The sequence below is a fragment of the Massilia sp. Bi118 genome (assembly GCF_918697865.1).
In the GTDB taxonomy this organism is placed as follows: Bacteria; Pseudomonadota; Gammaproteobacteria; order Burkholderiales; family Burkholderiaceae_D; genus Telluria.
In genome coordinates, this window is the sequence record NZ_CAKKMV010000006.1 from 46145 (window position 1) to 59415 (window position 13271).

At 67.3% G+C, this 13271-nt stretch carries 13 protein-coding genes; 6 read left to right on the forward strand and 7 right to left on the reverse strand.

Annotation, left to right across the window (positions count from 1 at the left end; translation table 11 throughout):
* Nucleotides 1–34: 34 nt before the first annotated feature.
* The 6 genes from dksA to LQV39_RS10385 all read left to right on the forward strand — a co-directional run bounded on the left by dksA (nucleotide 35) and on the right by LQV39_RS10385 (nucleotide 5016).
* Nucleotides 35–487 (forward strand): RNA polymerase-binding protein DksA, encoded by a 453-nt coding sequence (dksA, locus tag LQV39_RS10360; protein ID WP_230025053.1) that lies wholly within the window; start codon nucleotides 35–37, stop codon nucleotides 485–487.
* A 198-nt stretch (nucleotides 488–685) separates the two neighbouring features.
* Nucleotides 686–2053 carry a hypothetical protein gene (locus tag LQV39_RS10365; RefSeq protein ID WP_230025055.1) on the forward strand — a complete coding sequence of 456 codons (1368 nt, stop codon included), beginning with the start codon at nucleotides 686–688 and terminating at the stop codon, nucleotides 2051–2053.
* 90 nt (nucleotides 2054–2143) lie between these two features.
* Complete coding sequence (gene hslV, locus LQV39_RS10370) at nucleotides 2144–2677, forward strand: ATP-dependent protease subunit HslV (protein WP_230025057.1); 534 nt, start codon at nucleotides 2144–2146, stop codon at nucleotides 2675–2677.
* 23 nt (nucleotides 2678–2700) lie between these two features.
* The gene (gene hslU, locus LQV39_RS10375; RefSeq protein WP_230025059.1) at nucleotides 2701–4035 is read left to right on the forward strand and encodes an ATP-dependent protease ATPase subunit HslU; all 1335 of its coding nucleotides are present in this window, start codon (nucleotides 2701–2703) and stop codon (nucleotides 4033–4035) included.
* Between the two features lie 21 nt (nucleotides 4036–4056).
* Nucleotides 4057–4251 (forward strand): hypothetical protein, encoded by a 195-nt coding sequence (locus tag LQV39_RS10380; RefSeq protein WP_230025061.1) that lies wholly within the window; start codon nucleotides 4057–4059, stop codon nucleotides 4249–4251.
* A 48-nt stretch (nucleotides 4252–4299) separates the two neighbouring features.
* Nucleotides 4300–5016 carry a helix-turn-helix domain-containing protein gene (locus LQV39_RS10385; protein WP_230025063.1) on the forward strand — a complete coding sequence of 239 codons (717 nt, stop codon included), beginning with the start codon at nucleotides 4300–4302 and terminating at the stop codon, nucleotides 5014–5016.
* 18 nt (nucleotides 5017–5034) lie between these two features.
* Here the strand turns inward: LQV39_RS10385 and LQV39_RS10390 are convergent, their stop codons facing one another.
* From LQV39_RS10390 to gspL, 7 genes are read right to left on the reverse strand one after another with little or no spacing between them, the layout of a single operon-like run.
* On the reverse strand, nucleotides 5035–5763 hold the full coding sequence (locus LQV39_RS10390) for a type II secretion system protein N (protein ID WP_230025065.1): 729 nt from the start codon (nucleotides 5761–5763) through the stop codon (nucleotides 5035–5037).
* Between the two features lie 11 nt (nucleotides 5764–5774).
* The gene (gene gspF / locus LQV39_RS10395; RefSeq protein ID WP_230025067.1) at nucleotides 5775–6995 is read right to left on the reverse strand and encodes a type II secretion system inner membrane protein GspF; all 1221 of its coding nucleotides are present in this window, start codon (nucleotides 6993–6995) and stop codon (nucleotides 5775–5777) included.
* Entirely contained in the window at nucleotides 6995–8422 is a 1428-nt protein-coding gene (gspE, locus tag LQV39_RS10400) for a type II secretion system ATPase GspE (protein WP_230025069.1), read from the reverse strand. The genes gspF and gspE overlap by 1 nt, the downstream gene beginning before the upstream one ends.
* 5 nt (nucleotides 8423–8427) lie before the next feature.
* Entirely contained in the window at nucleotides 8428–10764 is a 2337-nt protein-coding gene (gene gspD, locus LQV39_RS10405; protein ID WP_230025071.1) for a type II secretion system secretin GspD, read from the reverse strand.
* The gene (gene gspN, locus LQV39_RS10410; RefSeq protein WP_230025073.1) at nucleotides 10764–11537 is read right to left on the reverse strand and encodes a type II secretion system protein N; all 774 of its coding nucleotides are present in this window, start codon (nucleotides 11535–11537) and stop codon (nucleotides 10764–10766) included. Before gspN ends, gspD begins: the two co-directional genes overlap by 1 nt.
* The gene (gene gspM, locus LQV39_RS10415; RefSeq protein WP_230025075.1) at nucleotides 11534–12052 is read right to left on the reverse strand and encodes a type II secretion system protein GspM; all 519 of its coding nucleotides are present in this window, start codon (nucleotides 12050–12052) and stop codon (nucleotides 11534–11536) included. Before gspM ends, gspN begins: the two co-directional genes overlap by 4 nt.
* Nucleotides 12049–13260, reverse strand: a complete 1212-nt coding sequence (gene gspL / locus LQV39_RS10420; protein ID WP_230025077.1) for a type II secretion system protein GspL — start codon at nucleotides 13258–13260, stop codon at nucleotides 12049–12051. The genes gspM and gspL overlap by 4 nt, the downstream gene beginning before the upstream one ends.
* Nucleotides 13261–13271 lie beyond the last annotated feature (11 nt).

Sequence of the window (13271 nt, forward strand, 5' to 3'; positions counted from 1 at the left end):
ATGGAAACTCTGTCGTATCGAAGGTAGTGAAGTCATGACTAAAACAACGAAACCGAATACCGTGGCGCAGCCCGAAGACCGCCTCCTGACGGAAGAAGAGATTCGGGCGATGAGCGACGACGACTACATGAACCCGGCCCAGCTGGCGTTCTTCAAAAACCGCCTGCAGGAACTCGAAAAAGAGCTGCTGAAAAACGCGGGCGAGACCACCGAGCACCTGCGTGAAACGGTGCTGGTGCCGGACCCGGCCGACCGCGCCACGATCGAGGAAGAGCACGCGCTCGAGCTGCGTACCCGCGACCGTGAACGCAAGCTGCTCAAGAAGGTGCAGCAGTCGCTGGCGGCCATCGAATCCGGCGAATACGGCTGGTGCGACGAGACCGGCGAGCCGATCGGCGTGGCGCGCCTGATCGCCCGCCCGACCGCCACGCTGTCGCTGGAAGCGCAGCAGCGCCGCGAACTGAAGCAGAAGCTCTACGGTGATTGAACCGTGACAGGCTGACCCGAAAAAAGCATGCGTTCTCCGCATGCTTTTTTTATTTGGGCGCCAAAGATATTTCCCATGGGATACACTAGCCTCGGCTTGACGCAGCTCAGGCGTGCGCGCCGTGCTCCGCGGGCCGCCGTGCTACTGTCTCGACCGGTGAATAAGAGCGTTACGCGCTCAACGGGTACAAGGACCGACGTGGGACTCTTTTCCTTCCTGAAGAAAAAGAACGATGCGCCCGAGGCGCGGGCCGGCGCTCGTCCGCGCCCGGCGCTGGCCGATCCTGTCAGTGTGTTCGCCCCCACCACCCGCATGCCGCTCGACACCGAAGCCGAGCGCGAACGCCAGCGCGAGATCGCGCGCGCCACCGCCGCCAAGATCGACGAGATCGAGCTGGAGATGGCCAACGACATCTTCGACGACCATGCCTGGGCCGGCAACCGGCGCGCCCCGGCGGTGGCGGCCGGCGCCCCCAGCGCGCCCCTGCTCGACCTGAACACGGCCGACCTGCTGGTCGAGGAAGGCATGCCGGATACCGCCATCGCGCCGTCGAGCGCACCGGCGGTCGAGGAAGCCGCCATCCTGTATGCCAACGGCCAGTTCGACGCCGCCGAAGCGGCCCTGCGCGCCTGCCTGGTCGGCGCCTGCCGCAACGAGCGCCAGCCCTGGTGGATGCTGTTCGACCTCTACCAGGCCAGCGGCCGCGAACCCGAATTCGAGAGCATCGCGATCGACTACGCCAGCCATTTCGAGACCTCGCCGCCCGCCTATTCGCCGGCTTTCGCGCCGTCTACGGGACAGGCCGCGCAGGCGGCGGGACAGGCTTTTGCCGGCGTGACCCCGACCGCCAGCCTGTCGGGCCAGCTCGACGCCACCGCCGGCGCCCAGCTGGCGCGCGTGCTGGCCTCAAGCATGCCGCTGGTGCGGCTGGAGTTCAGCACCATCGCCTCGGCCACGCCGGAAGGCTGCGCGGTCCTGCTGCAGGCTTTGCAGACACTGCGCCGCGCCGGCCGCGAGCTGGTCGTGGCTGGCGCCGACCACCTGATTGCCGTGCTGCGCCCGATGCTGGCGATCGGCGACCGCGGCGCCGGCGAAGCACCCTGGCTGCTGCTGCTCGAGCTGCTGCTCCTGATGAACCGCGAAAAGGATTTCGAGGAGACCGCGATGGATTATTGCGTCACCTTCGAGCTCTCGCCGCCCTCGTTCGAGGCGCCGGCGCGGGCCGCGGTCAGTGTCGGCGCCAGCGGCCCGAATACGGTCACCGGCGACCGCTTCCTGCTGCCGGGCGTCATCGAAGGCGCGGGCACGGCCCTGCTGGACGCCATCTCGGCCTATGCCGGCCAGCATGCGTCCCTGGTGCTCGACTGCTCGCGCCTGGCGCGCATCGACTACACGGCGGCGAATGCCCTCGGCGCGCGCCTGCGCCAGCTGGCCGACAATCAGGGCGAATCCGAAGGCGCCGAAAAGCGCAGCATCGAGCTGCGCGACCTGAACCATCTTGTCGCTGCCCTGCTGCGCCTGCTGGGCGTGGGAGAGCACGCGCGTCTGTACGCACACAAGTATTGAACGCCGCCCAGGCCGGCGAACGCGACAATTACAGCTTGTAAATTGGTGAAGTAGCCCCACGTTCGGTGAGCAATCAACCACGAGGCAACTATGGAACAATTTCACGGCACGACCATTCTGAGCGTGCGACGCGGCGAACAGGTCGCGCTTGGCGGCGACGGCCAGGTCACCCTGGGCAATGTCGTCATGAAGGGCTCGGCCCGCAAAGTACGCAAGCTGTACCAGGGCAAAGTGCTGTGCGGCTTCGCCGGCGGCACCGCCGACGCCTTTACCCTGCTCGACCGCTTCGAAGCCAAACTGGAAAAGCACCAGGGCAACCTGCTGCGTGCCTCGGTCGAGCTGGCCAAGGACTGGCGCACCGACCGCGTGCTGCGCCGCCTGGAAGCGATGCTGCTGGTGGCCGACCGCGAGAAAACCCTGATCATCACCGGCAACGGCGACGTGCTCGAACCCGAGGACGGCATCGGCGCGATCGGCTCGGGCGGCGTGTACGCGCAGTCGGCCGCCAAGGCGCTGCAGGAAAACACCGATCTGGCGCCTGCCGAGGTCGTCAAGAAAGCCCTGACGATCGCGGGCGAGCTGTGCATCTATACGAACATGTCCCACATCGTCGAGACGCTGTAATGAGCAATCACCTGAATACGCACATGAACATGACCCCTTCCGAAATCGTGTCGGAACTCGACAAGCACGTGGTCGGCCAGGGCAAGGCCAAGCGCGCGGTGGCGATCGCCCTGCGTAACCGCTGGCGCCGCCAGCAGGTGGAAGAGCCCCTGCGCCACGAGATCACGCCGAAGAACATCCTCATGATCGGCCCGACCGGCGTCGGCAAGACCGAGATCGCGCGCCGCCTGGCCAAGCTGGCCGATGCGCCCTTCATCAAGGTCGAGGCGACCAAGTTCACCGAGGTCGGCTACGTCGGCCGCGACGTCGACACCATCATCCGCGACCTGATCGACATCGGCGTCAAGCAGACCCGCGCCAGCGAGATGAAGAAGAACCGCCAGCGCGCCGAGGACGCCGCCGAAGACCGCGTGATCGACATCCTGGTGCCGCCGGCGCGCGACTTCGGCTTCAATGTCGGAAGCAGCGATGCGAAGGACAGCGACACCACCCGCCAGACCTTCCGCAAGCGCCTGCGCGAAGGCGCGCTCGACGACAAGGAAATCGAGATCGAGGTCGCCGACGCCGCGCCCCAGGTCGACATCATGGCGCCGCCGGGCATGGAAGAAATGACGGAGCAGATCAAGTCGATGTTCGCCGGCGTCGGCACGGCCCGCAAGAAGCCGCGCAAGCTGAAGGTCAAGGATGCGATGAAGATCCTGATCGACGAGGAGGCCGCCAAGCTCGTCAACGAAGACGAGATGAAGCAGAAGGCGATCCAGAACGTCGAGCAGAACGGCATCGTGTTCCTGGACGAGGTCGACAAGATCGCCTCGCGCTCCGAGCATGGCGGGGCCGATGTCTCGCGCGCCGGCGTGCAGCGCGACCTGCTGCCGCTGGTCGAGGGCACGACCGTCAACACCAAGTATGGCATGATCAAGACCGACCACATCCTGTTCATCGCCTCGGGCGCGTTCCACCTGTCGAAGCCTTCGGACCTGATTCCGGAGCTGCAGGGCCGCTTTCCGATCCGCGTCGAACTGGAAGCGCTGTCGGTGGAAGACTTCAAGAGCATCCTGACCTCGACCGACGCCAGCCTCACCAAGCAGTACGAGGCCCTGCTGGAAACCGAGGGCGTGAAGCTGGAATTCGCGCCGGAAGGCATCCATCGCCTGGCGGAGATCGCTTATTCCGTCAACGAGCGCACCGAGAACATCGGCGCGCGCCGCCTGTACACGGTGATGGAAAAGCTGCTCGAGGAAATCTCGTACTCGGCCACCGACAAGTCGGGCCAGACCCTGGTCGTCGATGCCGCCTACGTCAACGAGCGGCTGGATGCGCTGGCGGTCAACGAAGACCTGTCGCGTTATGTACTGTAACTAAGCAATAAGGAGGCGAAGATGGCGAACAAGGCGCTTGCAACCCGGCAGAGGATGATGCTGCGCGTCGATCCGGCGCCGCTCAAGCCGCGCAACCCGTTCGCCGGCTTCGCCAGGCAGCGATCGGCCGGCTCGCATGCCAAGCCGGTCGCCGCCGAAAGGCAGGCCGCCAAGCGCGCGCTCAAGAAGGTCAAGCTGACGCCCGACGAGGAGTGACAGGCGGCCCCTTCTTCTGTACAGTCAGAACCCATGAGCTCCCCTGACATGGTTCTGGATGTCCTGCGCGCCGAACTGCGCGCCGCCGGCATCACCTACAAGATGCTGGCCGACCGCATTGCGATGAGCGAGTCGAGCATCAAGCGCATGTTCGGCCAGAAGGACATGACCTTGTCGCGCCTGGCCCAGATCTGCCAGGCTGCCGGCATTGCGCTGGAAGACGTGCTGCGCCGCGCGGCCGATGCCCGGCCCCAGGCCGACACCCTCACCCTCACCCAGGAAACCTCGCTGATCGCCAAGCCGCACCTGCTGCTGATGGCGATCTGCTGTCTCGGGCACTGGAGCCTGGAACAGATCACCGAGACCTACCGCCTGACCGAACCCGAATGCATAGGCCTGCTGGCCGAACTGGACCGGCTCGGCCTGATCGAACTGAAACCCCTGAACCGCTACAGCCTGCGGGTGTCGAACGCCTTCCGCTGGCTGCCGGACGGCCCGGTGCAGCGCTATTTCCGCGAGCATGTGGTGGGGGATTATTTCGACGGCCGCTTCGACGGTCCCGGGGAGGCGCTGATGTGCCTGCCTGCGCGCCTGTCGCTGGCCAGCGCCGGCGAACTCACGGAAAAGATCCATCAACTGGCCGGCGAACTGGCCCGGCTGCACCGCAACGACCGCCGCCTGGCGCCGAACGATCGCGACGGGTTTACCCTGCTGGTGGGGTTCCGTTCGTGGGAGTTTTCCGCGTTCACGGCGCTGCGCCGTTAAACGCTACAGAAGTAAAGCTTACTGGGTGTTTGGCGCAGCGCCGCCCACCGGGCTGCCTGCCGGACGGGTCGGCGGCGGCATCTGCACCGGCGCCGGCGCCTGGTTGTTCGCGTTCGGATTGTTGAGGTTGTTGGGAACGGCGGGCGCGCTGTTCGGGTTGGCCGGCGGCGGCGCGTCGTGCTGGCCGACGTCGCCCGGGCTGGCGAATTCCTGGTTCTGCGGCGGCTGCTGCGGCACCGGACCCGGCGACATCGGCGGCTCCGGCACCGTCGCGCCCGGTGCAAGCGTGGCCGGCATCGCGGCCGCGGCCGGTCCCGGAGGCACGGCTGCGCCACCCATCGCCGCCGCCGGCTTGGTGTCCGCCGCCAGGTCGAGCCGCCTCATGACGCCGCCATCGGACAGCATCACGTAGCGCGCATGCACCTCGGCCAGGGTAATGCCCGGCACCAGTTCCTTACCCACCACCAGCGCCTTCGGCGGCGAGCCCTCGGCCACGATGATGGCCACGCTTTCGCGTCCGGCCGAGACGATGCCGGTCAGCTGGTAATTGGTGGCGCTGGCCGTGGCGACCTGGCCGCCGAACAGGGTCGCGGCGGCATCGATGCTCGGGTCCGGCATGCTGTTGTGCGGCACGGCGGCGATCGGACGCTGCGGTGGCTGGTACAGCTGCAGGATCCAGTACGCGAGCGACGCGGCCAGCAGAATCACGCCCAACAGGCTCAAAAGAAGGGGCAAACGCTTGTTCATCTGGTTCCTTGTCAGCGCACCAACTGGTTGATTTCAATAATCGGCATCAGCACCGCCAGCACGATCAGCAGCACGACCAGGCCCATGGCCAGGATCAGCACCGGCTCGAGCAGGCCGGCGATGGTCAGCGCGCGGCGCTCCAGGTCGGCCTGCTGGGAATCGGCGGCGCGCTCCAGCATGGCCGGCAGCTCGCCGGTGATCTCGCCGGCGCGGATCATGTGCACCAGCATCGGCGGGAAATACTTCTGCACCGACAGCGCGCGCGCCAGGCTTACGCCCTCGCGCACGCTGGCGGTCGCATCCTCGACCAGGCCTTTCATGGCCACGTTCGACAGCGTGTCGCGGCTGGTTTCGAGCGCACGCAGGATGGGCACGCCGGAACCGGTGGTGATCGCCAGCGTGCTGGCGAAGCGCGCCGTGTTCAGGCTGCGCTCGAAGCGGCCGTAGACCGGGGCGTCGAGCAGCCAGGCATGCCAGCGCAGCTTGAGCGCGGGATTGCGCAGCGCGCGGCGCCACATGATCCAGGCGCCGACGATGGCCAATCCCACATAGATGCCATAAGCGCGCGTAAAGTTCGACACGCCGAGCATCATGATGGTCAGGAACGGCAGTTTCTGCTTGGTATTCGCGAACACCGAGACGATCTGCGGCACCACATAGGTGAGCAGGAAGATCACGATCGCGAACGCGACCACGGTAACGATGGCCGGATAGGTGAACGCGAGGCGCACCCGCGATACCAGCGCGTTGCGGCGCTCGATGTAGTCGGCCAGGCGCGCCAGCACGCGCGCCAGCTGGCCGATCTGCTCGCCGGATGAGACCAGCGCGCGGTAGATCTCGGCAAAGTCGCGTGGATGCCGCGACAGTGCGCTGGAGAAGGACGCGCCGCCCATGACTTCGGAACGGATCGAGGCGATCAGGTCGCGCATGTAGGCGCGTTCGGCCTGTTCCAGCAGCGCGGTAAAAGCTTGCTCGAGCGGCAGGCCGGCTTCCAGCAGACTGGCCAGCTGGCGCGTGAACAGCGCGAGTTCCACCTGCGACAGGCGCTCGCCGAAGCCGCGCGAGCGCGCTGTCCCGCTTTCGTCGACCTGGGCCGCGATGGCCTCGACCGCCAGCGGCGTCAGGCCTTGCAGGCGCAGGTCGGCGCGGGCGGCGCGCGGGCTGTCGGCGTTCAGCACGCCCTTGCGAGTGACGCCGCCGGTGTCGACGGCTTCGTAGCGGAAGGCCGGCATCAGGCAGCCTTCGTCACGCGCAGCAGCTCGGCTTCGGTGGTAATGCCTTCGCGCACCCAGCGTTCGCCGTCGTCATGCATGGTCTTCATGCCGGAATGCAGGGCGGCGTCGCGGATCTCGGCTTCCGATACCTGGTTGTGGATCTGCGCGCGGATCTGCTCGTTCGTTTCGAGTAGCTCGTAGACGCCGACCCGGCCGTGGTAGCCGGTATGGCCGCAGCGGTCGCAGCCGACCGCGCGCCAGCGGCCCGGGCCCTCCTGCTGCTTGCAGTACTCGCACAGCTTGCGCACCAGGCGCTGCGCCATCACGCCCAGCAGGGACGACGACAGCAGGAACGGCTCGATGCCCATGTCCAGCAGGCGGGTCACGGCCGAGGCCGCATCATTGGTGTGCAGGGTCGCCAGCACCAGGTGGCCGGTGAGCGAGGCCTGCACCGCGATCTGCGCCGTTTCCAGGTCGCGGATCTCGCCGATCATGATCACGTCCGGGTCCTGGCGCAGGATCGCACGCAGGGCCTTGCCGAAGGTCATGTCGATACGGGCATTGACCTGGGTCTGGCCGACACCGTTCAAGTCGTATTCGATCGGGTCTTCCACCGTCATGATGTTGGTGGTCGAGGCGTTCAGGCGCGACAGCGCGGCATACAGCGTGGTGGTCTTGCCGGAACCGGTCGGGCCCGTCACCAGCACGATGCCGTGCGGCTGGTTGATCATCCTGTCGAACTGCGGCAGCAGGCCTTCGCTCATGCCCAGGTGGCTGAGGTCGAGGCGGCCCGCTTCCTTGTCGAGCAGACGCAGCACCGCGCGCTCGCCGTGGCCGGTCGGCAGCGTCGACACGCGCACGTCGACCGGCTTGCCGCCGACGCGCAGGGTGATGCGGCCGTCCTGCGGCAGGCGTTTTTCGGCGATGTCCAGCTGGCTCATGATCTTGATACGCGAGATCAGGGAGGCGTGGATCGCCTTGCGCGGGCGCACGATGTCGCGCAGCGCGCCGTCGATGCGGAAACGCACGACCGAGGTCTGTTCGAAGGGCTCGATGTGGATATCGGAGGCGCCTTCGCGCAGCGACTGCGTCAGCAGCGCATTGATCATGCGGATCACCGGGGCATCGTCGGACGATTCCAGCAGGTCTTCGATGGCCGGCACGTCCTGCAGCAGCTTGGTGAGATCGAGATCGGCATCGAACTCGTCGGCGACCTGGGAGGCGTCGCCGCCGGCGTTCGCGTAGGCGGCGGCAATCGCCGCTTCCAGCTCGGCGCGGTCCATGCGGTGCAGCACGATGCGCCCGAAGCGGCGCGAGACTTCCGCGATCGCGGCCGGTTTGGTTGCGTTCGACACCAGGACTTCGACGGCCTGCGACGGGTCACCGTTGGAACGCGCCAGCACGCCGTAGTCGCGTGCAAATGCGTAGGGCAACAGGTTATTCATGATCTTCAGTTCCGGATCGGCGATGCCGGCCGGTATTCCGGCTGCGCCGGCTGGGGCTGCACCGGACGGTATTCCGGTTGCGGACGCTGGCCCGGTTGCGCGGGCGGCAGCGGCTGGTTGGTGCCCGGCCCCGTGGCGGCGCCCGGACGCGGCGCGACTGGCGCCGGCGGCGGCATCGTGGCCATCGCACCGCCCGCAGGCGGCTGGCCATTGTTGTTCAAAGGCGGCAGCATGGGTGCGCCGAGGTTGCGGATCAAAATCGAATCATCGCTCGGCTGGCTGGTCGCGCCGGCTGCACGCATGAGCTCGTAACGGTCCATCGAAATGCTGCTGTTCTGTTCCTTGCTGCGCACCACCACGGGGCGCAGGAAGACCATCAGGTTGCGTTTGTTGCGGGTGCGCGCCTTGTACTTGAACAGGTTGCCGAGGATGGGGATATCGCCCAGGCCGCGCACCTTCTGGTCGCTATCGCTTTCGTCGTCCGAGATCAGGCCGCCCAGCACGATGATCTGGCCATCGTCGGCCAGCACATTGCTTTCGATGGCGCGCACGGTGGTGATGATGCCCGACGCATTCGTGGTCGAGTCGATGCCCGAGTTCTCGTGGTAGATCGAGAGCTTGATCGTACCGCCTTCCGAAATCTGCGGGCGTACTTTCAGCAGCAGGCCCACGTCCTTGCGGTCGACCGTCTGGAAGGGGTTGCTGGCCCCGCTCGCCCCGGTCGTGAACGAACCGGTGATGATCGGGATGTTCTGGCCGACCTTGATCGTTGCCAGCTCGTTATCCAGCGTGATCATGTTCGGTGTGGACAAGATGTTGGCATTGCCCGTGTTTTCAAGGGCGCTGGCAATCGCGCCCAGGCCCAGCTGGCCATTGATCTGGCGGAAGAGGCCGATCGACAGGCCACCCAGCGTCGGGATGCTGCTGCTGGTGCTGCCGGTGGTGCTAGTGCCGCCCGCGCCGGTCGCCGCGGTGACCAGGTTGACGATATTGTTGCCGGTGGTGCCGTTGGTGAAGGATTGCAGGCCGCCGACGCGGTAGCGGCTGCTGTCGTCGCCCGAGATACCGACCCACTGCACGCCGAATTCCGAGGCCTTGTTCGAGGTCACTTCCACCACCAGCGCTTCGATGTAGACCTGGGCGCGGCGCACGTCGAGCTGGTCGATGACGCCGCGCAGGTTGCGGTAGACCGCATCCGGCGCGGTGATGATCAGGCTGTTGGTCGAGATGTCGGCCTGGATGAAGCCGGAGCCCTGGCCGCCGCCGGCGCCGCCGGACGTGGCCTGGCCCTGCTGGCTGACGGTGTTACCGGTGCCGCCCATCCCAATGCTGCTCTGCTGGCCCTGCTGGCCGCCGAGCCCGCCGGCGCCGGTGCCACCCGCGGCGCTGGACTGGATCGAGCCGCCGGACGTGCCCTGCTGCTGCACCGGCACCGCCGAAGCGTCCTGCGACACCACGGCGCGCAGGGTTTGCGCGACCTTGCTGGCGTCGGCGTTCTTCAGGTAGACCACGTGGATATTGCCGAGTTCGGAGGTGGGCTGGTCGAGCTTGGCGATCAGGCTTTTCGCCATGTTCGCACGCGCCGCCGAGGGCGCACGCACGATCACGGAATTGGTGCGCGGGTCGGCCAGCACGGTGACGCGGCCGGAATCGCCGCCCGGGCTCGGCTCCATCAGGCGCGTGACCAGGGTGGCGACGTCGCTGGCGATGCCGTTGCGGATCGGGACGACGTCGAGGTCGCCGGTCGAGGGCGCGTCGAGGGCGGCGATGATCTTCGACAGGCGGCGCAAATTGTCCGCGTAGTCGGTGATGACCAGGCTGTTGTTGCCCGGGTCGGCCATGATGGAATTGTTCGGCGAGATCAGCGGGCGCAGCACCGCGGTCAGGTTGGCCGCCGATTCATGCTGCAGGCGGTAGACCTGGGTCGCGACCTGGTCGCCACGCACCCTGGAGCCGCCGACGCCGACCTGGGTCGGCGAGGACTGCAGCTTGGCCTCGGCTTCCGGCACCACTTTCGCATAGCCGTCGCCGGTGACCACCGCATAGCCCTGCAGGCGCAGCGCCGAAGTCAGCAGGGCGAAGGCCTGGGCCTTGCTCAGGGTGCGCTCCGACACCAGGGTGAGTGTCCCTTTGACGCGCGGGTCGATGATGAAGGTCATGCCGGTATAGTGGCCGACTGCCTTGATCACCGACTCCATGTCGGCGTTGACGAAATTCAGTGCGGCGCCATTGCCGTCCTGGGCGAACGCGGGTGCGGGCGGCACCGCGCCGAAAACGGCGCAGCAAAGCATGACACGGGCGGCGATACGGCGCAGGGCCGGGGTTTGCGGGGTGTTTTTCATTATCTGAACTCTAATGCGATTATGTTCTTGCCGTTCACCATACGCCGTTGGCCCAGCAGATTGAGCAGGTTGCCCAGCGTGTCTTCGTATCCGTCGGCCGCTTGAGCCTGGCCCGAAAAGCGCAGGCGACCATTTTGCAGAGTACCACTTCCAGAGAGCAACAGAGCGCCACGGACCGTGCGCAACGCCAGGTCGGCCTGCTGCCCGCGCCAATCCATCGCCACCTCATAGCTGCCCAGCGGTTTCACCGGACTCATGCGCGATCCCATGTCGGTCAGCGACAGCACGGTCCTGCCCTGCACCGCCACCGTCTGGCCCTGGCGTGCGATGTCCAGCAAATTCCAGGACAGCTTGATCGTGCCCGACGGCGCCAGCGTGTTCAGCGGCGCCCCCAGCCCGGCCAGGCCCTCGGCCGGCAGCAGCAGTTCGCCGGCGCTGACCTGCCACTGCGACCAGCTGCCGCTGATGCGCACCGGCTGCGCCAGCGCCTTGTCGTTGGCCAGGTCCATGCTCACCTGGCCGAACAGCACCAGCGGCGACAAACGCCAGCTGAAGCGGCCTGGCAGCAGCGGCGTGACCGATCCGCCCTCGCCCGGCGCGCCGCCCACGAAGGCCGAGCCGCGCCAGAGCGTACCTTGCGCATCTCCGAGAGTCAAACGCCCGCCGGTCTGGCGCTCGACCATCGTCCCCAGCCAGGCAGCCGGCAGGAACAGCAGCACCGTGACGGCGACCGCCAGCACGGTCAGCCCGATCCACAGCAGCGCTCGCTTCATTGGGCGGTGCCGGTGTTCTGACGCAGCGTCATGCTGGCGTCGACCTGGCCAGCCGCCGGCAGGGCGGTGACGACGGCGTCCTGCACCAGCACGCGGTTGGCGCGGCGCTGCTCGTCGAGCCAGGTCGCCAGATTGGCGAAGGAGACGTTGGTCAGCTGCAGCTTGATGTACTCGCCCGTCATCGACAGCGATTGCGGGGTCAGGCCGCGACCGCTGAGGCTGGTATTCACGGTTTCGCGCGTGAGCGGGGTGGCCTGGGTGCTGGGCGCGGCCGCCAGCCGGCCGGCTTCCTGGGCCATGGCCTGCAGCTCGGCGGCCTGCTGGCGCAGCTGCGGCAGGCTGCGGCGCAGCTGGGCGCGGCCCTCGACGGCGGGGTCGACCAGGATCAGGTACAGCAGCGCCAGCAGCACGACGGCGCCGCCGACGCCCAGGAAACGCCGCTCCTGTTCGGTGCGCGCGAGCCACATGGCGGTGGCGCGCTCGCGGTATTGGGCGATGGTGGTGGCGAGACTCATTGCTTGGCTCCTGTGCTGCGGATCACCCAGCTGCCCGGGGCGGCTTCATCGAGGCTCATGTTGCGCGCCGCCAGGGCAGTGCGCAACTGGCCCGTCAAACCAGGGTCGACGGTATCGGGTTTGACTTTGACCGAGAGCGCGCGTTCGCGGTATTCGATTGACGCAATGCCGGGTTGACGTCCGAGCGAACGGGTAGCTTCGCCGAAGGCCGCCGCCATGTAGGTGAATTCGTCGGGCGCCACCTCGCCGGTGTTGGCGCGGGCACGCGCGATGTTCTGGCGCATCTGGGCGACCGGATCGAGGATCGTGGTCTGGTTCGGATACGCCGAGCGGAAGGTCTGGGTCATCGACTGGCGCACGGTCTCGGCTTCGCGCTTGAGGCGCAGCCATTCGACGTTCAGGCCGATCAGGTTGACCGCCAGCGCCAGCAGCGCCAGGCGGATCGGCCAGCGCCAGCGGCGCCAGTCGCGCGGCTGGCTGCCGGCGGCGCCGAGGCCGCTCACCAGGTCGAGCGCCGTGGTCTTCGAGCCGGCGATCCAGTGCGCCCAGTCGTCGGTTTCCAGCGTGATGCCGGGACCGGCGTCAAGCGCGAGGGCCTGGTATTCGCCCAGCTGGCCGGGCGGCACGTAAAGCACCAGCGGCGCATCGCCGCTGAAGGCGCGCGCGGTCTGCAGCACCACGGCCGGCACGGCGTCGAGCGCCAGGCCGAAGCCCTGGAACAGGCCCTGGCGCAGGGTCAGCTCGGCGCCCTGGATGGCGGCTGAGACACTGCCCGGCTGCAGCGGCAGGCACAGCTGGGCCGGCACGGCGCTTACGCTGCGTGCGCCTTGCGCCAGCAGGCTGCGCACGATGCCCTCCAGCCAGTCGCGGTCGACCACGGCGATCGGGCGGCTGTCGTCCGGCTGCTGGGGCGCCGCCACCAGCACGTGATCGAGCGGGTCGCCCAGGATGTGTTCTTCGACCAGGCCGGGCAAGGCGGCCTTCAGGCGCGCGCCGGTCAGCGGCGGCGCCTGCACCTGCAGCAGGCTGACGTCGGCGCCGGCCAGCAGCAGCACGATGCGGCGGCTGGTGCCGACCAGGTCGCCCAGGTTGCGCAGCGGGCCTTCGCCCTGCTGCTCGATGACGCCGCCGTCGTTGACGAGGGCGAAGCGGCTCAGCGCATGCTCGCCTTCCGCGCGGGCGGGATGCCGAATGTAAAGTGTAGTCAAAAACCGTCTCG